The sequence below is a fragment of the Bradyrhizobium septentrionale genome (genome assembly GCF_011516645.4).
GTDB lineage: Bacteria > Pseudomonadota > Alphaproteobacteria > Rhizobiales > Xanthobacteraceae > Bradyrhizobium > Bradyrhizobium septentrionale.
Genome location: NZ_CP088285.1, coordinates 7,840,828 through 7,864,074, shown reverse-complemented (window position 1 = coordinate 7,864,074; position 23,247 = coordinate 7,840,828). Strand labels below are relative to the sequence as shown.

14 protein-coding genes are annotated in these 23,247 nt (G+C 63.0%); 12 read left to right on the top strand and 2 right to left on the bottom strand.

The window, feature by feature from the left end:
* The first annotated feature begins 62 nt into the window (after nt 1-62).
* The 9 genes from HAP48_RS39250 to HAP48_RS39210 all read left to right on the top strand — a co-directional run bounded on the left by HAP48_RS39250 (nt 63) and on the right by HAP48_RS39210 (nt 15,618).
* Nucleotides 63-1,667, top strand: coding sequence for a carboxyl transferase domain-containing protein (locus HAP48_RS39250; protein WP_166205201.1), 1,605 nt, complete (start codon nt 63-65; stop codon nt 1,665-1,667).
* A gap of 14 nt (nt 1,668-1,681) precedes the next feature.
* A complete protein-coding gene (locus HAP48_RS39245) occupies nt 1,682-3,691 on the top strand; it encodes an acetyl/propionyl/methylcrotonyl-CoA carboxylase subunit alpha (protein ID WP_166205200.1) in 2,010 nt (669 codons plus the stop codon).
* The gene (locus HAP48_RS39240) at nt 3,688-4,599 is read left to right on the top strand and encodes a hydroxymethylglutaryl-CoA lyase (RefSeq protein WP_166205199.1); all 912 of its coding nucleotides are present in this window, start codon (nt 3,688-3,690) and stop codon (nt 4,597-4,599) included. The genes HAP48_RS39245 and HAP48_RS39240 overlap by 4 nt, the downstream gene beginning before the upstream one ends.
* A 554-nt stretch (nt 4,600-5,153) precedes the next feature.
* On the top strand, nt 5,154-6,080 hold the full coding sequence (locus HAP48_RS39235) for a formylglycine-generating enzyme family protein (protein WP_166215573.1): 927 nt from the start codon (nt 5,154-5,156) through the stop codon (nt 6,078-6,080).
* A gap of 127 nt (nt 6,081-6,207) precedes the next feature.
* Nucleotides 6,208-7,887, top strand: a complete 1,680-nt coding sequence (locus HAP48_RS39230) for an arylsulfatase (RefSeq protein ID WP_224496787.1) — start codon at nt 6,208-6,210, stop codon at nt 7,885-7,887.
* A gap of 174 nt (nt 7,888-8,061) precedes the next feature.
* On the top strand, nt 8,062-9,099 hold the full coding sequence (locus tag HAP48_RS39225; RefSeq protein ID WP_166205197.1) for an HAD family hydrolase: 1,038 nt from the start codon (nt 8,062-8,064) through the stop codon (nt 9,097-9,099).
* 745 nt (nt 9,100-9,844) lie between these two features.
* Nucleotides 9,845-11,458 carry an arylsulfatase gene (locus tag HAP48_RS39220; protein WP_234584019.1) on the top strand — a complete coding sequence of 538 codons (1,614 nt, stop codon included), beginning with the start codon at nt 9,845-9,847 and terminating at the stop codon, nt 11,456-11,458.
* 1,612 nt (nt 11,459-13,070) lie between these two features.
* Complete coding sequence (ilvD, locus tag HAP48_RS39215) at nt 13,071-14,795, top strand: dihydroxy-acid dehydratase (RefSeq protein ID WP_166205195.1); 1,725 nt, start codon at nt 13,071-13,073, stop codon at nt 14,793-14,795.
* Complete coding sequence (locus HAP48_RS39210) at nt 14,782-15,618, top strand: tetratricopeptide repeat protein (protein ID WP_166205194.1); 837 nt, start codon at nt 14,782-14,784, stop codon at nt 15,616-15,618. Before ilvD ends, HAP48_RS39210 begins: the two co-directional genes overlap by 14 nt.
* A gap of 35 nt (nt 15,619-15,653) precedes the next feature.
* Here HAP48_RS39210 and xth read toward each other — a convergent pair whose 3' ends face one another.
* Entirely contained in the window at nt 15,654-16,445 is a 792-nt protein-coding gene (gene xth, locus HAP48_RS39205; RefSeq protein WP_166205193.1) for an exodeoxyribonuclease III, read from the bottom strand.
* Between the two features lie 162 nt (nt 16,446-16,607).
* Here xth and HAP48_RS39200 point away from each other — a divergent pair, with 162 nt between their 5' ends.
* Nucleotides 16,608-17,741: an efflux RND transporter periplasmic adaptor subunit gene (locus HAP48_RS39200; RefSeq protein ID WP_166205192.1), complete on the top strand. Its 1,134-nt coding sequence runs from the start codon at nt 16,608-16,610 to the stop codon at nt 17,739-17,741.
* Nucleotides 17,742-17,744: 3 nt separating this feature from the next.
* Entirely contained in the window at nt 17,745-20,873 is a 3,129-nt protein-coding gene (locus tag HAP48_RS39195; RefSeq protein WP_166205191.1) for an efflux RND transporter permease subunit, read from the top strand.
* A 93-nt stretch (nt 20,874-20,966) separates the two neighbouring features.
* Here the strand turns inward: HAP48_RS39195 and HAP48_RS39190 are convergent, their stop codons facing one another.
* Entirely contained in the window at nt 20,967-21,875 is a 909-nt protein-coding gene (locus tag HAP48_RS39190) for a LysR family transcriptional regulator (RefSeq protein WP_166205190.1), read from the bottom strand.
* Nucleotides 21,876-22,191: 316 nt separating this feature from the next.
* Here HAP48_RS39190 and HAP48_RS39185 point away from each other — a divergent pair, with 316 nt between their 5' ends.
* Nucleotides 22,192-23,220 (top strand): transporter substrate-binding domain-containing protein, encoded by a 1,029-nt coding sequence (locus tag HAP48_RS39185; protein ID WP_166205189.1) that lies wholly within the window; start codon nt 22,192-22,194, stop codon nt 23,218-23,220.
* Nucleotides 23,221-23,247 lie beyond the last annotated feature (27 nt).

Here is a 23,247-nt window from a genome sequence, read left to right as displayed (position 1 = left end):
CCCGGCGCGGCGGCCTGCCTTCAAAAAATCCTGACGGCTCCTCCAACCAACGTGCAACACAGATGCCGCTTCATTCGACGATCGATCCCGCATCTTCTGAATTCGCCCGCAACGCCGATGTGATGCGAAGCCTCGTCGCGGAGCTCCGCGACAAGCTCAGCAAGGTGGCCCACGGCGGCGGCGAGACCTCGCGCAAGCGCCATACCTCCCGCGGCAAGATGCTGGCGCGCGATCGCGTCGATCTCCTGGTCGACCCCGGCACCGCGTTCCTGGAGCTGTCGCCGCTGGCCGCCAACGGGCTGTACGGCGGTGACGTGCATTCGGCGAGTGTCATCACCGGCGTCGGGCGCATCTCCGGCCGCGAATGCATCATCGTCGCCAACGACGCCACCATCAAGGGCGGCACCTATTACCCGATGACGGTGAAGAAGCATCTGCGCGCCCAGGACATCGCGCGGCAGAACAATCTGCCCTGCGTCTACATGGTGGATTCCGGCGGCGCCTTCCTGCCGCTGCAGGACGAGATCTTTCCCGACGAGCGGCATTTCGGCCGCATCTTCTACAACCAGGCGCAGATGTCGTCGCAGGGCATCCCGCAGATCGCGATCGTGATGGGCTCCTGCACCGCCGGCGGCGCCTATGTGCCGGCGATGTCGGACGAGAGCATCATCGTGCGCAATCAGGGCACGATCTTCCTCGGCGGTCCGCCGCTGGTGAAGGCCGCGACCGGCGAGGTGGTCACCGCCGAAGAGCTCGGCGGCGCCGACGTGCACTCGCGCCAGTCGGGGGTAACAGATCATTACGCGCAGAACGACGCCCATGCGATCGGCATCGCGCGGCGTATCGTCGGCACGCTGAAGCAGCCGGCGAAGGCGCCGCTCAACATGCGCCCACCGCGGGAGCCGCTGTTTCCGGCCGAGGAGATCTACGGCGTGGTCTCCGCCGACGGCCGCAAGCCGTTCGACGTGCACGACATCATCGCACGGATCGTCGACGGCTCCGAATTCGACGAGTTCAAGAAGCTGTACGGCACCACGCTGATCTGCGGCTTCGCCCATATCTGGGGCTATCCGGTCGGCATCATCGCCAACAACGGCATCCTGTTCAGCGAGAGCTCGCTGAAGGGCGCGCATTTCATCGAGCTGTGCTGCCAGCGCGGCATTCCCTTGGTGTTCCTGCAGAACATCACCGGCTTCATGGTCGGCAAGAAGTATGAGGCCGGCGGCATCGCGCGCGACGGCGCCAAGCTGGTGACCGCGGTTGCGACCGCGGGCGTGCCGAAATTCACCGTCGTGATCGGCGGCTCCTACGGTGCCGGCAATTACGGCATGTGCGGCCGCGCCTACAGCCCGCGCTTCCTCTGGCTGTGGCCGAACGCCCGCATCTCGGTGATGGGCGGCGAGCAGGCCTCGATGGTGCTCAGTCAGGTGCGCCGCGACAATATCGAGGCCAAGGGCGAGAGCTGGTCGGCGGAGGAGGAGGAGAAGTTCCGTAGCCCCATCCGCGCCCAATATGAAAGCCAGGGCAATCCCTATTACGCCACCGCGCGGCTCTGGGACGACGGCGTGATCGATCCGGCCGATACGCGCCTCGTGCTCGGGCTCGGATTGTCGGCCGCCGCCAATGCGCCGGTCGAGCCGACGAAATTCGGCCTGTTCAGGATGTGACCCAGGAACTGACCATGGACCGCTCAAAACTCTACCGGCGTTTCCGCACGCTTCTGATCGCCAACCGCGGCGAGATCGCCTGCCGCGTCATCCGCTCGGCGCGTGCGATGGGGCTGCGCACCGTCGCGGTCTATTCGGAGGCCGACCGCGACGCGATGCATGTCGCGCTCGCCGACGAGGCCGTGCTGCTCGGGCCCGCGCGGGCGCGCGACAGCTATCTCAACATCGAGCGCGTGATCGCGGCGGCCAAGCGGACCGGCGCCGAGGCGGCGCATCCCGGCTACGGCTTCCTGTCTGAAAATGCCGAATTCGCGCAGGCCTGCCTCGACGCAGGTTTGGTGTTCGTCGGCCCGACCGCCCAGATGATGACGGCGATGGGCTCGAAGTCCGGCTCGAAGGCGCTGATGGAGAAGGCCGGCGTGCCGCTGGTGCCGGGCTATCACGGCGAGGCCCAGGACGAGGCGACGCTGGCGGAGGCCGCCAACCGGATCGGCTTCCCGCTGCTGGTCAAGGCCTCGGCAGGCGGCGGCGGCCGCGGCATGCGCGTGGTCAATGCAGCGGGCGAACTGTCGGCCGCGATCACAAGCGCCAAGCGCGAGGCCAAGGCGGCATTCGGCGACGACCGTATGCTGATCGAGAAATATGTGCAGAACCCGCGCCATATCGAGGTGCAGATCATCGGCGACAGCCATGGCAATCTGCTCTCGCTGTGGGAGCGCGAATGCACGCTGCAGCGCCGCCACCAGAAGGTGATCGAGGAGGCGCCGTCGCCGACGCTGAACGCCGCGCAGCGCGACACGGTCTGCGAAGCCGCGCGCAAGGCGGCGGGCGCGGTCAACTATGTCGGCGCCGGCACCATCGAGTTCGTCTCCGACGGCAAGGACGTGTTCTTCATCGAGATGAACACCCGCCTGCAGGTCGAGCATCCCGTCACCGAGCTGATCACTGGCGTCGATCTGGTCGAATGGCAGCTGCGCGTCGCCTTCGGCGAGGCGCTGCCGTTGAAGCAGGACCAGATCACGCTGAACGGGCATGCCATCGAGGCGCGCGTCTACGCGGAAAATCCGCAGAAGAATTTCATGCCCTCGGTCGGCCGCATCAAGACCTGGCGGACGCCGCCGGAGGGCGACGGCTTGCGCATCGACGCGGGCTATCGCAGCGGCGACAATGTCTCGCCCTATTACGACGCGATGCTCGCCAAGGTGATCGCCTGGGCGCCGACGCGCGAGGGTGCGATCGAGAAGCTCAATCGCGGGCTGCAACAGACCGACGTCCGCGGCATCGTCACCAACATCCCGTTCTTGTCGGCGCTGGTGACGCATCCGGACACGCGGGCGAACGCGATCGATACCGGCTTCATCGAGCGCCAGCTGAAGAATCTGACGGCCGGCACCGGCGCAGCCAGCGAGTTCGAGCTCTGCGCGGCGGTGGCTGCGATCGTCAACGACGAGCAGAAGGCGGCCCAGCGCGAAGCGAACTCGCCGTGGCAGGCTTTCGGCTGGATGCCGGTCGGCCGCCGCCAGCGGGTGTTTTCGTTCCGGCAGGGCCATGAGCCGCCGCATACGATCACGCTGCACTATGGCCACGGACCGATGACGCTGTCGGTCGGCGGGCACGAGCTCGCCTTCGCGATCTCGTCGCCCGGCGAGGAGGGCTTCGACCTGACGCTCAACGGCCTCAAGTCGCGCGTCGCAGCGGTCGTCGATGGCCACGAGCTTTATTTGCGCACCCGCAACGGCCGCTTCGACCTGCACTGGGTCGACCCGTTCGGCGGCGAGAGCGAGGAGCAGGCCGGCGAGGACAAGATCGTGGCTCCGTTGCCGGGCACCGTGGTCGCGCTGCTGGCCGAGGAGGGCGCGACGCTGGAGAAGGGCGCGCCGATCCTCACGCTTGAGGTGATGAAGATGGAGCAGACCTTGCGTGCGCCTTACGCGGGCGTGCTGAAGAAGCTCAAATGCAAGGTCGGCGACATCGTCGGCGAGGGCGTTGAGCTCGCCGAAGTGGAGGCTGCGGCTGTGTCATGAGCGATCAGGTCCATATCGTCGAGATGGGGCCGCGCGACGGCCTGCAGAACGAGAAGACGCCGGTCAGCGTCGAGGCGCGCATCGCCTTCGTCGAGGCGCTGGTGGCGGCGGGGCTTAGCACCGTCGAGGTCGGCGCCTTCGTGTCGCCCAAGGCGATCCCGCAGATGGCCGGCTCCGACCAGGTGCTGCGCGGCGTCAGCCATATCAAGGGCGCCGAATTCCATGTGCTGGTGCCGAACGAGAAGGGCTATGACGCCGCGCGCGCGGCCGGCGCGAAGGTGGTCTCGGTGTTCGCGGCGGCCTCCGAAGGTTTTTCGCGCGCCAACATCAATTGCTCGGTCGCGGAATCGATCGAGCGCTTCAAGCCGGTGCTGGCGCGCGCCAAGGACGACGGCGTCAAGGTGCGCGGCTATATCTCCTGCGTGCTCGGCTGTCCGTTCGACGGCGAGATCAAGCCGAAGGCGGTCGCCGATCTTGCCGTGACCCTGTGGGATCTCGGCTGCTACGAAATCTCGCTCGGCGACACCATCGGCGTCGGCACGCCGCTCAAGGCCAGGGAGATGCTGCGCGCGGTCGGCGCCGAGCTTCCGGTCGGCAATCTCGCGATGCACTTCCACGACACCTACGGCCAGGCGCTCGCCAATCTCTATGCCGGCATGGAGGAGGGCGTCCGCGTCATCGATGCCGCCGCCGGCGGCCTCGGCGGCTGCCCCTACGCCCCCGGCGCCACTGGCAACGTCGCGACCGAGGATGTCGTCTACATGCTCGAAGGCATGGGCATGAAAACCGGCGTGGACATGGACAAGTTGCTCGCTACGACGAACGAGGTGGCAAAATTGCTCGGCCGTCCACCGGTGAGCCGCGTTGCCTCAGCGCTCAACGCGAAGCGAAAGCGGCTGAATGGGTGAGCCAAGATTGCGGATGGGTGGAGCGAAGCGATACCCATCGTGTCTCCGCACATATTGATTGACAGGATCGGATTGACGACGCGCGCGGCTTTCGGCCGAACGGATGTGGCCGGGTGACTCGTGTCTGGGCATGATCGGCTTGATGGCAACCCATTCATAATCGGCGAGTTCGTAGCGCAAGATTCGAGCCCCAGTTTGGGAGTTTGAATCACGGGGGCTGGCCGAACGCAACGCTCCTCCTGAGCGGACGCCGCAGCCCCTTTGGCTTGCCACATCTTTGCAGTGATCGGAACGAGAGGGAAACTAGGTCGAGACCGCAATCGGCAGAGGGCAGTCGCATTGATCTAGATCAAGGTCGCCTTAATCGAGTGAGTGTCACCTGATTTGGGTTCAAGGCGGCTAACCATGGAGATACGGATATTCGACCACGGTCCACGCGCGAGGGTTTTGCCACGCAGCGTGTAACACGTCGGCCCGGAGGTGACGCCTTGACAGCGAAGCCCAAGCGAACGCGCGATATCGCCATTTGCGATGATCCGTCAGATATCGACAAGATGATCTGTATACCCGGCGGGACATTCCGCATGGGATCGGACAAACATTATCCAGAGGAGGCGCCGGCACATCGGGTGACTGTCGACGGCTTCTGGATGGATCGCCATCCCGTCACAAACAAACAGTTCAGAAAGTTCGTCAAGGCGACAGGTCACGTTACTGTGGCCGAGATTGCGCCCGACCCGAGAGACTATCCCGGGATCCTGCCGCATATGGTCTATGCGGGCTCACTGATGTTCTTGCCGCCGGGACATCCGGTCAGCCTACGCGACTTCAGCCAGTGGTGGACCTTTGCCAAGGGTGCTGACTGGCGCCATCCCTACGGACCGAATAGCAACATCCATGCGCTCGACGATCATCCCGTCGTGCACGTGGCCTTCAACGACGCGCTTGCCTACGCGCAATGGGCTGGCAAGGAATTGCCGACCGAAGCGGAATGGGAGTTTGCGGCGCGCGGCGGGCTCGACGACGCCGAGTATGCGTGGGGCGACGAATTCATGCCGCACGGCCATCAAATGGCCAACACCTGGCAGGGTGATTTTCCGCACCAAAACACCAGTGCCGACGGTTTCGAACGTACCTCGCCGGTCACCGCATTCCCGCCGAACGGCTACGGCCTTTACGACATGATCGGCAACGTCTGGGAATGGACAACCGACTGGTATTCCCCAAAGCATCAGGCAGATGCTCCGAAGGCTTGCTGCATTCCGGAGAACCCGCGCGGCGGCCGCGAGGCCGACAGCTACGACCCCAGAACCACCAATGTGAAGATTCCACGAAAGGTCATCAAAGGCGGCTCGCATTTGTGCGCGCCGAACTACTGCCGACGCTACCGGCCGGCAGCGCGCCATGCGGAGCCGGTCGATACTTCCACCAGTCACCTTGGCTTTCGATGCATCAGGCGAGGAGCCACTGACCCATCATAAGAAGGAAAGCGACGCCATGTTGGATTCCATATTCAATGACAAGCCGCCTTCTGCCGCAACGCCGCCAAGCAAGGCGTCCGGTTGTCTCAAGCGATCCTGCGCCGCCCTGTTAGGCGCATCGATGTTGATGCCACTGTCCGCACTGGTCAGCGCGCCGGCGGTGGCGCAGCAACCGCCACAGAAACCCAATATCCTATTCATCATGGGTGACGACATCGGCCTCTACCAGCCAAGCATCTACCATCGCGGCTTGATGGTCGGCGAGACGCCCAACATCGATCGCATCGGCAATGAAGGCGCGATCTTCACGCATTACTACGCAGAGCAGAGCTGCACCGCCGGCCGCAACGCCTTCTTCACCGGCATGCATCCATTGCGCACGGGTATGATTCCTCCGCAGCTTCCCGGCAGTCCGTCCTATCTGCGGCCCGGTACGCCGGCGCTTGCCAAGTTCCTGCTCGATCTCGGCTACAACACCGGCGAGTTCGGCAAGAACCATCTCGGCGATCATACCGACGCGCTGCCGACCGCGCACGGCTTCCAGGAATTCTGGGGCTACCTGTATCACCTCGACGCGATGCAGGGCGTGAGCTTCCCGGACATCAACAAGACGCCAACCCAGCAGACGGTTGCCCCGCCATGCAAGAACACGCCGATCCCGGGTCTTGCGGAAGTACCGGGCGCAGTTGATCCGAAAACGTCGGCGGTTTGCCTGACGCCGCCGCGACCCGTGCTGGCGTGCAAGTCCTCTGACGGTACCGCCAAAAACATGACATGCGAGGACCAGGGTCCGCTGACACTGGAGCGATCGAAGGGCGTCGATGAGGAAATCTCGGCCAAGGTCGTTGACTTTCTCGATCGCAACGACCCCAAGAAGACCAACAAGCCGTTCTTCGCCTGGTATAATCCGGCCCGCATGCACATCACGACCGTGCTAAATGACAAATACGCAGGCATGATCGGCGAGGCAGGCGGCAAGGACTGGGGCCTCAACGAGGCCGGCATGAAGCAGTTGGATGACAACATCGGCGTTGTCATGAAGAAGCTCCAGGACATGGGCCAGCTCGACAACACGATCATCGTGTTCACGACCGATAACGGCGCCGAGACCATCACCTTTCCCGACGGCGGCACCACTCCGTTCAAGGGCGGCAAGCTGAGCACCTGGGAAGGTGGCATGCGCGCTCCGGCGCTCATTCGCTGGCCGGGGGTCATCAAGCCCGGCACCATCAAGAACGACATCTTCGCTTCGCTCGACTGGCTGCCCACGTTTGTCAATATCGCGGGCGGCGCAAAAGGAGACGCGCTGAAGAAACAGATCGAGGCCGGAAGTTATCCCGGCATCGTCAAGACGACGCTCGATGGCGTCGATCAGGTTGAATATCTTTCGGGGCGTTCGGAAAAGTCGGCGCGCGACACCTTCTTCTACTATTCGGGCAAGGACCCGTCAGCGGTCCGCTACAAGAACTGGAAGATCTACTTCACGATGGTGTCCGACGCGCCGTCGGGCTTTATTGCCGGAGCGCTTCCTTATCACTGGGCCCAAGTCGTCAATATCAAGCGTGATCCGTTCGAGACCTCGATCGGTTCACAATTCAAGACGCTCATGGGCCAGGGCGGCACAATCGGCTCCCCTTCGACCGCCTACGTCTATGACTGGAACATGCTGCCCATCGGCCAGGCGCTTTGGCTGAAGGAGCTTGAGAGCTATATTCCGTACCCGCCGCTGCAGGACCCGGCGAGCTACAACCTCGAGCAGGTGCTGCAACAGGTCAAGCAGGCCAAAGTGGCCGGTCGCAGCGACTAGTCGCTCGATACTAAATTGGCGGGCGTCACTTTCGGCGCTCGCCGATCTACTGCGCTCAGAACCCAACTGCTCACGAAGCTGCATATCGGCAAGCGTGCGAGGAACAGCAGCGATGCACCAGCCTCGCACTTGCCCTCAATGTTGACCAGTGCAGACCATCGATTCGGACCAACAATGAAACAGATCATGCGGTTTCCACGCCTTGACCGTCGCGCGCTGCTCTCGTCTCTGGCGATGCTTCCGTTTCTATCTGCCGCTCTGCGTTCCACGTCCGCCGTGGCCCAAACGCAAACCGGTCCGCTGCCATCTTGGAATGAGGGCCCGACGAAAGCATCGATCGTCGATTTCGTCGCACGGGTCACAGAGAGTGGCGGGCCCTATTTCGTACCGCCCGATCAACGCATCGCGACCTTCGACAATGACGGGACGCTTTGGATCGAGCAGCCGATGTATGTGCAACTCGCGTTTGCGCTGGATCGCGTGAAGGTTCTTGCGCCCATGCATCCGGAATGGAAGGACAAGCAGCCCTTCGCGGCAGTCCTGAACGGCGACTTGAAGGCGTTCGCAGCTTCCGGCGAAAAAGGCGTAGCCGAGCTGGTGGCGGTGACTCACGCCGGCATGACGACAGCGGAGTTTGAGAAGATCGTCATAGACTGGCTTGCGACCGCGCGTGATGTTCGCTTCAAACGCCCCTACACCGAACTCGTTTATCAGCCCATGCTCGAATTGCTCGCTTACCTCCGCGCCAACGGCTTCAAGACCTTCATCGTGTCAGGTGGCGGCATCGAGTTCATGCGGCCATGGACCGAGACGATTTATGGAGTGCCTCCTGAGCAGGTCGTCGGATCGTCAATCAAGACCCGATATGAAATGCGCGACAGCACGCCGGTTCTATTTCGTTTGCCCGAGATCGATTTCATCGACGACAAATCCGGCAAGCCGATCGGGATCAATAGCCACATTGGCCGGCGTCCGATCGCCGCCTTCGGCAACTCCGATGGCGACCTCGAAATGCTGCAATGGGCGACGCTCGGTACCAGCGGCGCGCGGTTCGGCCTGATTGTCCACCATACCGACGCGGAACGCGAATATGCCTACGACCGCCAGTCGCATTTCGGCAAGCTCGACGTAGCGCTCGACGCGGCGGCGGTAAACAGATGGACCGTGGTCGACATGAAGAAGGACTGGAAAAGGATATTCCCGTTTGAATAGCGGCGGAATCGCGACGTTCGTGGCCGCGCGGATGCGGCGCACAGCCAACCCCAATGCTCGCCATCCGGCGATATTCCAGTCGGCGCATATGATCCCAGCCGATCCCGGTAGGATTTTTAAGGCGGCTTATAGCCTGATCGCAGGGTGTATCGATCAGGTTGTTTTAAAAGGCCAAGTGTCAACATGATTGGCTCAAAGTCCAGCACGCGGGCCGCCTTTGCTTTCGGCGGCACAGCGGACTTGGCCGGGCTTGCTGTTGGCTCGACCTGGTCGCGATGACCCAACCCGGACGTGGCGACCCCGCGTGCTCTTGTTATGGCTGCGCCTTGAAATGGCATTCAGCAAGACATCCTGTGCGAACGGCTCGCGCAAATAGGCGCTGCACCCGGCGTCCAACGCCCTATTACGCCCTTGATCTAGATCAATGGAGTCTAGACCGCCTTGTGCAGGTCTCTCACCGAACACTCGCCGTGCCACGTGGGCACGGTGAGCGTTGCTTCATGGTTCTGAGCAAGCTTTCCGTGCTTTTGTGCGCGGCGCCTTTGACGCCGCAAAAAGGGAGGGTGACGCCATGTTTTGCCGCACACACAATCATAGACCATCCGGCAACCTGTTGCGCAAGGTTGCGGCAGGCTGGCACAAGCGATCCTGCGCCGCGCTTCTCGGCGCGACGACACTGGTGTCGCTGTCGCTGCCCGGACTGGCGGCAGCGCAAACACCGCAGAAGCCAAACATTCTCTTCATCATGGGCGACGACATCGGATGGATGCAGCCGCGCATCTACCATCAAGGGCTGATGGTGGGCGAGACCCCCAACATCGACCGCATCGGACAAGAGGGCGCCAAGTTCATGCACTACTACGCCGAGCAGAGCTGCACAGCGGGGCGCAACGCCTTCCTCACCGGCATGAACCCGCTGCGCACGGGCATGATCCCGCCTCAGCTGCCCGGCAGTCCGACCTACCTGAAGCCGGGCACACCGACGCTCGCTTGGTTCCTGCGCGACCTCGGTTACAACACCGGCGAGTTCGGCAAAAATCACCTGGGCGACCACACCGATGCGCTGCCGACCGCCCACGGCTTCCACGAGTTCTGGGGCTATCTATACCATTTGGATGCGATGCAGGGCGTGAGCTTCCCGGACATTAACAAGACCCCGACCCAGCAGACCGTTGCCCCACCCTGCAGGAACACACCGATCCCGGGTCTTGCGGAAGTGCCGGGCGCGGTGGATCCGAAGATGGTAACGAAGACAAAGACCTGCCTGACGCCGCCGCGTCCGGTCATCTGGTGCAAGTCCTCTGACGGCACGGCGAAGAACCAGACATGCCAGGACCAGGGCCCGCTGACCCTTGAGCGTTCGAAGGGGGTGGACGAGGAAATTTCGGCCAAGGTCATCGACTTCCTCGACCGCAACGATCCCAAGAAGACCAACAAGCCGTTCTTCGTCTGGTACAACCCGGCGCGCATGCACGTCACGACCGTGCTGAACGACAAGTACATGGCCATGGTCGGCGAGCCCGGCGGCAAGGACTGGGGCGTCAACGAAGCCGGCATGAAGCAGATGGATGACAATATCGGCTACGTGCTACAGAAGCTGCAGGAGATGGGTCAGCTCGACAACACCATCGTAGCGTTCACCACCGACAATGGCGCCGAGACCTTCACCTTCCCTGACGGCGGCGTCACGCCGTTCAAGGGCTCGAAGATGAACACTTGGGAAGGTGGCATGCGCGCGCCGATGGTTATCCGCTGGCCGGGCGTCATCAAGCCGGGCACGGTGAAGGACGATATCTTCGCGTCGCTCGACTGGCTGCCCACGCTCGTCGACATCGCCGGCGGCCCCAAGGGCGACGGCCTCAAGGCGCAAATCGAGGCCGGCAGCTACCCGGGCATCGTCAAGACCACGCTCGACGGTTTCAATCAGCGCGACTACCTGGAGGGAAAAACCGAGAAGTCCGCGCGCGAGGTCTTCTTTTACTATTCCAGCGCGCACCCGTCGGCGGTGCGCTACAAGAATTGGAAGATGTACTTCGCTATCGCGCCCGAAACTGCAACGGGCTTCGTGAACCCGGGAGTACAGACCCAGTTCGTGGCCGGCATGGTAAACCTCAAGCGCGATCCATTCGAGACGTCGTGGGGCACCGACAAAAAGGCGGCCTTCTGGTTCAGCGGCGCGCTCGCCGGGCCGGTCACAGGTTACATATACGACTGGAACCTGCTGCCTATCGGCCAGGCACTGTGGCTCGCGGAGCTTGAGACCTACAAGGCGTTTCCGCCGATGCAGGATCCGGCTAGTTACAACCTCGACCAAGTCATGGAGCAGCTCAAGAAGATGCCGAGCCACCCCAGCCAATAGCCGACCGCACGTAACATGAGCACGCGGGTGCCCCTACGGGGTGCCCGCACACAATAGGTGAAGCGATGCATGCGCTGCCGCCAGAGACGGTCAACCTCACCCACGCGTTTGGTGGTGAAAGTTGGAATTGCTGATGACCATGACCATGAAGAACCGAAGGCCATGAAGACTGGCTGCATGATCATCGCCCTCCTGCTATGCGGGGCGGCACCGGCGTTGGCCCAGACCAACGCCTTCGACGCCGAAGCAAGAGCCTTGGCACGCGCTCAGACCACCAAACAGCAATGCATAAACACCTGTCGTGCACGCTATCGCGACTGTCGTCGTCTGAACCAATTGCCATCGTTCGAATGTCGGGGTGTTTACAAGGACTGCACCCGATACGCTTGTACTGGTTTAGGACCAGGATGACCGAGCAAGCTTTCTCTGCCATGAGTGGCAACGCCAGCCCGACCTCTCCATCCCTCCAAGACTGCTGACAGCATCGACGATCTGACCGAATGATGCCTGCGCTGCATCAGTCTGGATGTGGCCCATCGCGTCGTTTAGCTGCCCTGAAGAATTCCGTCGCTATCGGTGCATAGCGGACTTTGGCAAGCCGTCCGCCGGCAGATTTATGGGTTCACGGCCTGACCAAGCGGCGATTGCCGCGCTCTATCGTTTCGTTAACCGCCGCGTTGGGTTGTGCGAAGCGGCGCAAAACAGTCGCCATGTTGCGAACGGACGACCCATTGGAGCGGGCGTCCACCGTTTGGTGACGAGCCACCACGATATCGAATTCGCTCGGATCGCCTGTGTTCGGCCCTGCGGGCCTGCCCGAAATGACGGAACGAGGTGCGACAAAACAACCCGACGGGCAACTCAGCAATACCTGTCAATCCTCGCGCGCAAAAATATTTCGCTTTATCAGAAAAGCAACTCAGTGCTATAGATTGCCCGTCTCACCCGATCGAGGGGCGTTTCGCGATCGTCACGAGCGCGGTGTGAGATGCGGTGGACGCCGAGTGCGCGATTGACGAATGCGCATGAAGCGGACGGTGAAGTCGTGTGGTCCTGACGCCCTAGCGGCATGTGTCTCGTCGCAACACGCGATGGCGTGATGCGAGGGCGGTGACAAGCAAGCCCAGTCTCGCCGGGGAGAGCACGAAGTAAGCCGTAACCCATCGCGCAGGGAAAGCCGGATTGTTTCCGGTTACACCTGTGGTCCTACCCCCGAGCTTTCTACCCATTGCTCGGGGCCCATGGGTGCGATCGGCACCCGGCTTTCCCTGCGCCCTCTGTGAAGAGAGAGGGCGACGATCCAATCCACAACTCGGGCGAGTTCGGTCGCGAGAAAGCAATCTCTTGGCTAGTCCGTCAGACGCATCAGGTTCCTATAAGGAACAATAATACATGGTTGCGTGCGGGCCACGATTGTTGCGCTGTCGCAACAGCGCTTAACCAATTAACCCTAAACACAGCCGGTCCGGCGTCGCGCCGCTTTTTAGCCACACCCCGACATGAAAGGATATTCACGTAGCTGAACAGCCAGCGCTCCGACGGCGGGACTTTTTGATGGGTTCCGGCGTTGACGGAAAGAGCACCGGCAACAGGGTCGCGATTGGACGCCAGGATGGACGCCAAGACGAACATCAAGGGCAGGCTGCCGAGCCGTCACGTGACGGAGGGGCCGCAGCGCGCGCCGCATCGTTCCTATCTCTACGCAATGGGGCTGACGACAGCCCAGATTCATCAACCCTTTGTCGGCGTTGCTTCATGTTGGAATGAAGCCGCTCCCTGCAACATCTCGCTGATGCGCCAGGCGCAGGCGGTGAAGAAGGGCGTCGCCTCCGCCGGCGGCACCCCGCGCGAGTTCTGCACCATCACCGTCACCGACGGCATCGCGATGGGCCATGACGGCATGCGCTCGTCGCTGCCGTCGCGCGAATGCATCGCCGATTCGGTCGAGCTGACCGTTCGCGGCCATTCCTATGACGCCCTGGTCGGGCTCGCCGGCTGCGACAAGTCGCTGCCGGGCATGATGATGGCGATGGTCCGGCTCAACGTGCCGTCGATCTTCATCTATGGCGGCTCGATCCTGCCCGGCAACTTCCGCGGGCAGCCGGTGACCGTGCAGGACATGTTCGAGGCGGTCGGCAAGCACTCGGTCGGCGCCATGTCGGACGAGGACCTCGACGAAATCGAGCGGGTGGCGTGCCCGTCGGCCGGCGCCTGCGGCGCCCAGTTCACCGCCAACACCATGGCGACCGTTTCCGAGGCGATTGGCCTCGCGCTACCGTATTCTGCCGGGGCTCCGGCGCCCTACGAGATCCGTGACTCCTTCTGCTCCGCCGCAGGCGAGAAGGTGATGGAGCTGATCGAGAAAAACATCCGGCCGCGCGACATCGTCACCCGGGAAGCCCTTGAAAATGCTGCAGCCGTGGTTGCAGCCTCAGGTGGTTCGACCAATGCTGCACTGCACCTGCCGGCGATTGCCCATGAGTGCGGTATCAAGTTCAATTTGTTCGACGTTGCCGAAATCTTCAAAAAGACTCCTTACGTCGCGGATTTGAAGCCGGGCGGCCGTTATGTTGCCAAAGACATGTTTGAAGTAGGTGGCATTCCGCTGCTGATGAAGACGCTGCTCGACAATGGCCACCTGCACGGGAATTGCCTGACCGTCACTGGCCGAACGATCGCCGAAAACCTCAAAAGCGTGAAATGGAATCCGCACCAGGACGTGGTGCGGCCCGCCGACAATCCGATCACCGTGACAGGTGGCGTTGTCGGGCTGAAGGGTAATCTCGCTCCGGAGGGTGCGATCGTGAAGGTCGCGGGAATGTCCAACCTGAGGTTCACCGGTCCGGCCCGGTGCTTCGACCGCGAGGAAGACGCCTTCGAGGCGGTGCAGAAGCGCACCTACAGGGAAGGCGAGGTTATCGTGATCCGCTACGAGGGGCCGAAGGGCGGTCCCGGCATGCGGGAGATGCTGGCGACCACGGCGGCGCTGACCGGGCAGGGGATGGGCGGCAAGATTGCCCTGATCACCGATGGCCGGTTCTCCGGCGCCACCCGTGGCTTCTGCATCGGACATATTGGACCCGAAGCGGCCGTCGGCGGGCCGATCGGGTTGTTGCAAGACGGTGACATCATCGAGATCGATGCGGTTGCCGGCACCCTTAACGTAAAATTGAGCGACGCCGAACTCGCAAATCGTAAGACCAAATGGGCCCCTCGCGCGACGAACCATACATCTGGTGCGCTGTGGAAGTACGCCGAGCAAGTGGGGCCGGCGGTGGATGGCGCAGTCACCCATCCGGGTGGCGCGTACGAGAAACAGTGTTATGCGGACGTTTAGGCGTACGATAGTTGCGTTGGCGTTAGGGGCCATTCCGATGGCGGGCCCCGGATTCGGATTCGACGGTGCCCCGGTCAATCCCCAGGATACGGTCCTTCCGGTGGTTTCCCCGCAGCCGGGGACGGCCGGAGCGCTGAAACGGGCCACGACCCCGGTGACCCCGGCGGCGACCTCGCCGACCTCATCGTTCAGCACGCTGCAGTATCAGGCCGAGGGCGGCCACCCGGTGGCGCAGTGGAAGCTCGGCAAGATGTACGCCGAGGGCGACGGCGTCATCCAGGACGACATGCGCGCCTTCGAATATTTCAGCCGGATCGCCAATGCGCATGCCGAGGATTCGCCGTCGGCGCCGCAGGCCTCGATCGTGGCCAACGCCTTCGTGGCGCTCGGCCGCTATTATCTGAACGGCATCCCCAATTCCAAGGTGAAGGCGGACACCGAGCGGGCGCGGGAGATGTTCTCCTATGCTGCGTCCTATTTCGGCAATGCCGACGCCCAGTACGACCTTGCCCGGCTGTACCTGAAGACGCCGGACGCCTCGCGGGACGACTTCCGCTATGGCGCGCGCTGGCTCGGGCTCGCCGCCCAGAAGGGCCAGCATCAGGCGCAGGCGCTGCTTGGCGCGATGCTGTTCAACGGCGACCGGCTGCCGCCGCAGCGGGCACGCGGCCTGATGTGGCTGACGCTGGCTCGTGACAGCGCCACGCCGGACGAGGCCTGGATCAAGGAAAGCTACAACCGGGCGATCGCCAAGGCCTCCGAGGACGATCGCGCGATGGCGCTGCAGATGCTTGAGCACTGGGTGCAGGGGCGTCGCGATTAGAGGCCGCCGGGATTGATGTCCCGGCTCGGCCGCGCTCAGGCGGTCTCGAAATCGAGATCGGCCCAAACCGGAACGTGGTCGGACGGCTTCTCCCAGGCACGCACATAGCTGTCGATGCCAACATCGATCAGCCGGTCGCTTGCCTGCGGCGACATCAAGAGGTGGTCGATGCGCAGGCCCCAGTTCTTCTGCCAGGCGCCGGCCTGGTAGTCCCAGAAGGTGTACTGGCCGGGCTCGTCATTGACCGCCCGCAGCGCATCGGTGAGGCCGAGGCCGAGCAGCGACTGGAAGGCCTCGCGGGTGGCCGGGCGGAACAGGGCGTCGTCGGCCCAGGCGGCCGGATTGTAGACGTCACGGGCTGCCGGAATGACGTTGAAGTCGCCGGCCAGGATCAGCGGCTCCTCGGTCTTAAGCCGCTCCCGCGTGTACTCAAGAAGCCGCGACATCCATTTGAGCTTGTAGGGATATTTGTCGGTATTCGCGGGGTTGCCATTGGGCAGATAAAGGCACGCGACCCGCACCACGCCCTGCTTCAACGTGACGACGCCTTCGAGGAAGCGGGCATGGGCGTCCTCGTCGTCGCCGGCGAGGCCCGACTTGGTCTCGTCGAACGGCAGCTTGGAGAGCAGCGCGACGCCGTTGAAGGTCTTCTGGCCGTGGGTGACGACATTGTATCCGAGCGCCTCGACCTCGAGCCGGGGAAACGCGTCGTCGACGCATTTGATCTCCTGCAGGCAGACGATGTCGGGGGAGCACTCCTTCAGCCAGCTGACCAGAAGCTCGATCCGTTGCCGGACCGAGTTGACGTTCCACGTAGCGATGCGCATGCAAATGACCGGATTGAAGCCGCACGATTTTACTTATGTGGCATACCATGGGCGGTCCGCCTGTGCTAACCCTCTCCGGAAACAAGGCGTAACAATTGCCGACGGGGGAGTGACGAAGCGTTCCGGCCTTCAAGGGTGGCCTGTGGCGCACGTGCAAAACATATGAAAAAACGCAATTTGGTTCTGACTGTCGCCGTTCTCGGCATTGTGGCCGGGGCGGCTTACATGACCCGCTCTTCATGGATGACTGGCGGTGCCGCCACCGCGCAAGGGACCCCGCGGCCGCGTGTGGTGTCGGTGGATCTCGCCAAGGCGGAACGCAAATCGGTGGCGGTCGACGTCGACGCCATCGGGACCGTCACGCCGATCTCCAGCGTGGCGTTGAAGTCGCGGCTGGAGACCACCATCGTCTCGGTGCATTTCGAGGACGGCGCGAAGGTCAATGAGGGCGACCTGCTGTTCATGCTCGATGCCCGGCAGATCGACGCCCAGATCGAGCAGGCCGTGGGTGTGCTGGCGCGCGACCAGGCCCAGCTCGAGGGCGCGCAGCGCGACCTCCGCCGCTACACCGAACTGGTCGGCAAGGGCGCGACCACCCAGGTCAATCTCGACAATGCCAAGACCCAGTCCGATGTCCTGATCGGCACCATCAAGTCCGACCAGTTCGCGCTGGAAAATCTCCGCGTGCAGAAGAGCTACACCGTGATCCGCGCGCCGTTCGCGGGACGGATCAGCGCCGCCAACGTCAAGGTCGGCAACTTCGTTCGCCCCGCCGACACCCAGCCGCTCGCCGTCATCAACCAGATGGCGCCGGTCTATGTCACGTTCGCGATCCCGCAGCGTGCGCTGGTCGATCTGCGCGACGCGATGGGGAAGGGCGATTCCAAGGTGATCGCGACCATTCCCGGCCACCAGCGCTCCGAGAGCGGCAAGGTCGCAATGGTCGAGAACGCTGTCGACGCGACCACCGGCATGGTCACCGTGCGCGGCATCATGAACAATGCGAGCGAGACACTGTGGCCCGGCACCATCGTGCAGACCAAGCTGATCATCCGCAGCGAGGACGCTGTCGTGGTGCCGACGGTCGCGGTCCAGCGCAGCCAGAACGGCAATTTCGTCTTCGTCGTCAAGGACGGCGTCGCCAAGGTCCAGCCGGTCAAGGTCGATCGCACCTTCCAGGGCAGCTCGGTGATCTCTGAGGGATTGGCGGGCGATGAAAGCATTGTCGTCGACGGTCAGCTCCTGCTCTCGGAAGGATCGCGGGTCGAGCAGCGGGCACGCAAGGCCGGAGCCTGACCGATGACGCTCTCCGAACTCTGCATCCGCCGCCCGGTCATGACGACGCTGATCACGGCGTCGATCATCGCATTCGGCGTGTTCGGCTTCCGTCTGCTGCCGGTCTCGGCGCTGCCCAAGGTGGACTTCCCGACCATCGCCGTCACCGCGACCCTGCCGGGCGCCAGCGCCGACACCATGGCCGCTTCCGTTGCCGGCATTATCGAGCGCCAGCTCTCGACCATTTCCGGCATCTCCTCGATGAACTCGAACTCCTCGCAGGGCACGAGCGTCATCACCATCCAGTTCGACCTCAACCGCAACATCGACGCCGCCGCGCTCGACGTGCAGACGGCATTGACCATCGCGCAGCGCCGGCTGCCGATCGAGATGACGATCCCGCCGAGCTTCCGGAAGGTGAACCCGGCGGACTTCCCGGTGCTGTTCGTCTCGCTCGGGTCGGCGACGCTGCCGCTGTCGAGCGTCAATGAATACGGCGACATCACGATCGGGCAGGCGCTGTCGCAGCTGCCGGGCGTCGCCCAGGTCCTGATCTACGGCACGCAGAAATTTGCGATCCGCGTCCAGGCCGATCCTGAGGCCGCGGCCGCCCGCGGCGTCTCGATGGAGGACATCCGCGCCGCGGTGTCGCGCGCCAATTCCTCGACGCCGGTCGGCACACTGAACGGTCCCAAGCAGGATGTTGCGCTGCAGGCCTCCGGCCAGATGGACAAGGCGGCCGACTACCGCAAGATCTACGTGGCCTGGCGCAACGGCTCGCCGGTTCGGCTCGACGAGATCGCCAAGGTCTATGACAGCGTCGAGAACGACAAGATCGCGACCTGGATGAACGACGAGCGGGCGATCGTGCTCGCGATCCAGAAGCAGCCCGACGCCAACACCGTGGCGGTCGTCGATGCCGTGCTGGCCAAGCTGCCGGCGCTGCGCGCCGCGATCCCGCCCTCGGTGACCATCCAGGTGATGATGGACCGCTCGGTCTCGATCCGGCAGGCGGTCAGCGACGTCGAGGAAACCCTGCTGATCGCGATTGGGCTGGTGATCCTCGTGATCTTCCTGTTCCTGCGCTCGGCGTCCGCGACCTTCATTCCCGCGCTGGCGGTTCCGATCTCGCTGTTCGGCACCTGCGCTGCGATGTACGCACTGGACTACTCCATCAACAACATGACGCTGCTGGCGCTGACGCTCTCGGTCGGCTTCGTGGTCGACGACGCCATCGTCATGCTGGAGAACATCGTCCGCCATATCGAGCACGGCATGAAGCCGTTCGAGGCGGCGCTGAAGGGCGCCCGCGAGATCGGCTTCACGATCATCTCGATCACCTTCTCGCTGATCGCCGTGTTCATCCCGGTGCTGCTGATGGGCGGCATCGTCGGCCGCGTGTTCCGCGAATTCGCGGTCACGATCTCGGTCGCGATCATTGTCTCAGGATTCGTGTCGCTGACGTTGACGCCGATGCTGTGCGCCCGCGTGCTGCGCGCGCATGACGCGACCAAGCGGCCGAACGTCGTGCTGCGGGCTTTCGAGGCGATGTTCGAGGCCTGGCTGCGCGCCTATGAATGGGCGCTGGACTGGGTGCTGGCCAGGAAGGCCCTGATGCTGGTGGTGACGCTCGCGACGCTCGGCGGCACCATCTATCTCTACACGATCGTGCCGAAGGGCTTCTTCCCGCAGGAGGACACCGGCTTCCTGATCGGCGTGACGGAAGCGGCGACCGACACCTCGTTCGAGGCGATGAGGGTGCGGCAGCAGGCGCTGGTAGAGGTGATGCGGACCGATCCCGCGGTCGACTATGTCAACTCGACCGTCGGCTCCGGCGGTCCCAACCCGACCACGAATTACGGCCGGCTGTTCATCGCGCTGAAGCCGCAGAAGACCCGCGACAACGCCACCGTGGTGATCGGCCGTCTCCGGCAGAAGGCGCGTGAGATCCCGGGCATGCAGGCGTTCTTCCAGAGCGTCCAGAACCTCAGCATCGGCGGCCGCATCTCCAAGAGCCAGTATCAGTATGTGATGCAGAGCGGCGATACCGAGTCGCTGTACCGGCTGGCGCCCGAGATACGGGACAAGATCGAGAAGATTCCGGGTCTGCTCGACGTCACAACCGACCTCTACATCAAGAACCCGCAGATGACGGTCGATATCGACCGCGAGAAGGCTGCGGTCTACGGCGTCACCGTCGATCAGGTCCGCAACCAGCTCTACAACGCCTACGGCGCGCGGCAGGTCGGCACCATCTACATGCCGTCGAACGACTACCAGATCATCCTGGAGGTGCAGCCGCAGTTCCGCGTCGATCCGTCCGATCTGTCAAAACTCTACATGAAGACTGGCAACGGCCAGACCATCCCGCTGGATGCGGTGGCGAGGCTGGTGCCGACGGTCGGGCCGCTGCAGATCAACCATCAGGGCCAGCAGCCGGCCGTGACGATTTCGTTCAACCTCGCACCGGGCACTTCGCTCGGCTACGCGGTTGACAAGATCACCGAGCTCGAGCAGACCGCGAACCTGCCGCCGACGATCGCGACCGGCTTCTCGGGCACTGCGCAGGTGTTCCAGGATTCGCTACGCGGGCAGGGCGTCCTGATCCTTGCCGCGGTGTTCGCCGCCTTCGTGATCCTGGGCATTCTCTACGAGAGCTTCATCCATCCGATCACGATCATCTCGGGCCTGCCATCGGCCGGCATCGGCGCGATCCTGACGCTGATGATGTTCGGCATGGAGCTGTCGGTGATCGCGATGATCGGCATCGTGATGCTGGTCGGCATCGTCAAGAAGAACGCGATCATGATGGTCGACTTCGCGCTGGAGCGCCGCCGCGTCGGCTTGAGCGCCGAGCACGCGATCCGCGAGGCGGCGCTGCTGCGCTTCCGCCCGATCATGATGACGACGTTCGCGGCGATCTTCGGTACGCTGCCGATCGCACTTGGCGCGGGCGCCGGCGCCGAGCTGCGTCAGCCGCTCGGCGTCGCCGTGGTCGGCGGCCTCTGCGTGTCGCAGCTGCTGACGCTGTTCATCACGCCCGTCATCTACATCTATCTCGACCGCATCGACCGCAGGCTGCGGCGCAAGCTCGATCCGCAGGCGGAGGCGGGCGGCGACGTCGAGCGCCCGCAGGTGGTCGCGGCCGAATAGCCTGGCGTCTCCAGCTGATCGCAGGAGCCCAGAGGGATATGGTCGGGCTAGTTCATCCCTTGCTCAGCGCTGCATCCATAATTGCCCGACAGATCATCGCGTAGCAGCCATCGACGCCACCACATTTCGCAGCTCGTTGACGAATTCAGCGATCGCCGGATTGCGCCTTTCACCTGTGCGAAAAGCGACGAATATCCGCCGGGTGATAATTGGCCGGATCTCCTTGAGACGCAAAGTGCCGATATACTCGCGGCCGCGTAGCCCCGGGTTGATCGAGACCGAGCAGCCCGCTTCGACCATCGCCCGGACGACCTCGAAACTATGGCAACGAGCATTGATGATTGGATCGAATCCAGCATCGCGACAGGCGCGGACGATGACATCCGAATAGGTGATGGACGTCGTATCCAGAACCCATCGTTCGGTCGCCAATTCCGGCAGCGTGAGATGTGGCCGCTCGGCCAGCGGATGGTCGCGTGGCAGCAGAACGTGAAGGTGGTCGTCCAGCAGATGCAGCATCTCGACCTGGGTTTCCGAGAGGCTTGCCGACGTGGTCAGGTCGTCGACAATCGCGACGTCGGTTTGCCAGGCTCGCAGGGCGACCAGGCTGTCATCAGGTTCAAGCTCCTCGAAGAGTGCCACCAGATCGGGGAAACGTGCCGACATCGCCCGGATCGTTGGCGGGATGAGAGATGCGGCGATCGAGGGGAATGCCGAGACGCGCAATTCGCCGGCGACGGTCTTCTTCAGCTCTGCAAGATCTGTTTTCGCTTCCTCAAGAATGCAGATGACCCGTCCGGCATGGTCGACGAGCCGCTGTCCCGCCGGCGTGAGCCGTACACCGCGGCCCCTGCGTTCAACCAGTTCAATCCCAGTCTCGTCCTCAAGCTGCGCGATTTGCTGAGAAACGGCTGATGGTGAGATCAGCAAGGCTTCGGCCACCGCTGCCATAGTTTTTCGCAGCGAAAGCTCACGAAGCGTGCGGAGTCGAGCAAAATCCATTGATAGGCCCCGATAACTGCCTAGAAGGGCATCATGCATATCTTCTAATGTATATCGCAAGATTAATTAAGTAGACCAGAAATGTCTTGCGGCTGTAGCCTCATTCAGCAGTTCAGCCGTTCATAAGAGGAGAGCATCCCGAGCCCGGCTGAAGCTCCTGGTGACAGGTCGGACGACGACCGGACGTGGATGCAATGCGGTGCCGCCAACCGCGGCATTGCGATCCGTTCGGTAAATGGGGAGCCACGACGCCCCGGCCTTCGTTCGCCCGACACTGTGGGAGTAGCGCCGACTACAAACAGAGAGGGGATATCAGATGGCTCGTTCGAAATTTCTGGTCGCTGCGCTCGCCGCAGCGTCGCTGTGGACGTCGAGCGCATCTGCGACCGTCCTTGACAACGTCAAGCAGCGCGGCGTCCTGAACTGCGGCACCGACAACACGGCCCCGGGCTTCGGCTACCTCAACACCAGGACCGGCAAGATCGAAGGTCTCGACGCCGATTTCTGCCGCGCGATGGCAGCGGCCGTTCTCGGCGATGCCGGCAAGGTCAACTTCGTTGTCGTCACCGACAAAAGCCGCTTCAACGCCTTGCAGACCGGGCAAGTCGACGTCGTCTTTGCACACACCACCATCAAGCCGGTGCGCGAATCCGCGGTAGGGATCGATTTCCTTCCGATCAATTTCTACGATGGCACCGGCATGATGGTGAAGTCGGCTTCCGGAGTGAAATCCGTCGCCGAATTGGATGGAGCTACGGTCTGCACGACGCAGGGCTCCGGTACCGAAGCCACGCTCGCCGCCTTCGTCCGCCAGCGCGGCTTCAAGACCACCAAAGTTCTTACCTTCGAGAATCTCGAGAAGCTCTTCGGTGCGCTCCAGAGCGATCGCTGCAACGCGATGTCCACGGACAAATCTGCGCTTGCGGCCTGGCGCGGTAATTCTGCCAAGCCGGACGACTACACGATCCTGCCCGAGACCCTCAACAAGTCACCGTTCGCCGGCTTCGTTGTTGCCAATGATTCCCGATGGCGCAACGTCCTGCGATGGGCGACTTTCGCCCTGTTCCAGGCGGAAGAGTGGGACATTACATCCGCCAATCTGGCCGAGAGGCTGAAGGACGACAGCGCCTTCGTTCAAAAGTTCCTCGGTGTGAAGGATGGTTTTGGCAAGGATTTCGGCGTCTCCGACGATTTCGTCGCCAGCATGATCAAGTCCGTCGGCAATTACGGCGAGATCTACGACCGCAATCTCGGGCCCAAGACACCTTATTTCATCGATCGGGTCGGCACCCCCAACGCGATGTGGACCAAGGGCGGCGCCGAGTACTCGCCTCCCTGGAACTGAGTCACATCGTCAGGGGCGAGCCGACGG

Coding starts and splice junctions, on each gene's coding strand:
- HAP48_RS39195 (WP_166205191.1), top strand. CDS start 17,745: ATGACGCTCTCCGAACTCTGCATCCGCCGCCCGGTCATGACGACGCTG.
- HAP48_RS39230 (WP_224496787.1), top strand. CDS start 6,208: ATGCCACTGTCCGCACTGGTCAGCGCGCCGGCGGTGGCGCAGCAACCG.
- ilvD (WP_166205195.1), top strand. CDS start 13,071: ATGGACGCCAAGACGAACATCAAGGGCAGGCTGCCGAGCCGTCACGTG.
- HAP48_RS39245 (WP_166205200.1), top strand. CDS start 1,682: ATGGACCGCTCAAAACTCTACCGGCGTTTCCGCACGCTTCTGATCGCC.
- HAP48_RS39190 (WP_166205190.1), bottom strand. CDS start 21,875: ATGGATTTTGCTCGACTCCGCACGCTTCGTGAGCTTTCGCTGCGAAAA.
- HAP48_RS39235 (WP_166215573.1), top strand. CDS start 5,154: ATGATCTGTATACCCGGCGGGACATTCCGCATGGGATCGGACAAACAT.
- HAP48_RS39240 (WP_166205199.1), top strand. CDS start 3,688: ATGAGCGATCAGGTCCATATCGTCGAGATGGGGCCGCGCGACGGCCTG.
- HAP48_RS39185 (WP_166205189.1), top strand. CDS start 22,192: ATGGCTCGTTCGAAATTTCTGGTCGCTGCGCTCGCCGCAGCGTCGCTG.
- HAP48_RS39225 (WP_166205197.1), top strand. CDS start 8,062: ATGAAACAGATCATGCGGTTTCCACGCCTTGACCGTCGCGCGCTGCTC.
- HAP48_RS39200 (WP_166205192.1), top strand. CDS start 16,608: ATGAAAAAACGCAATTTGGTTCTGACTGTCGCCGTTCTCGGCATTGTG.
- HAP48_RS39210 (WP_166205194.1), top strand. CDS start 14,782: ATGCGGACGTTTAGGCGTACGATAGTTGCGTTGGCGTTAGGGGCCATT.
- HAP48_RS39250 (WP_166205201.1), top strand. CDS start 63: ATGCCGCTTCATTCGACGATCGATCCCGCATCTTCTGAATTCGCCCGC.
- HAP48_RS39220 (WP_234584019.1), top strand. CDS start 9,845: ATGGGCGACGACATCGGATGGATGCAGCCGCGCATCTACCATCAAGGG.
- xth (WP_166205193.1), bottom strand. CDS start 16,445: ATGCGCATCGCTACGTGGAACGTCAACTCGGTCCGGCAACGGATCGAG.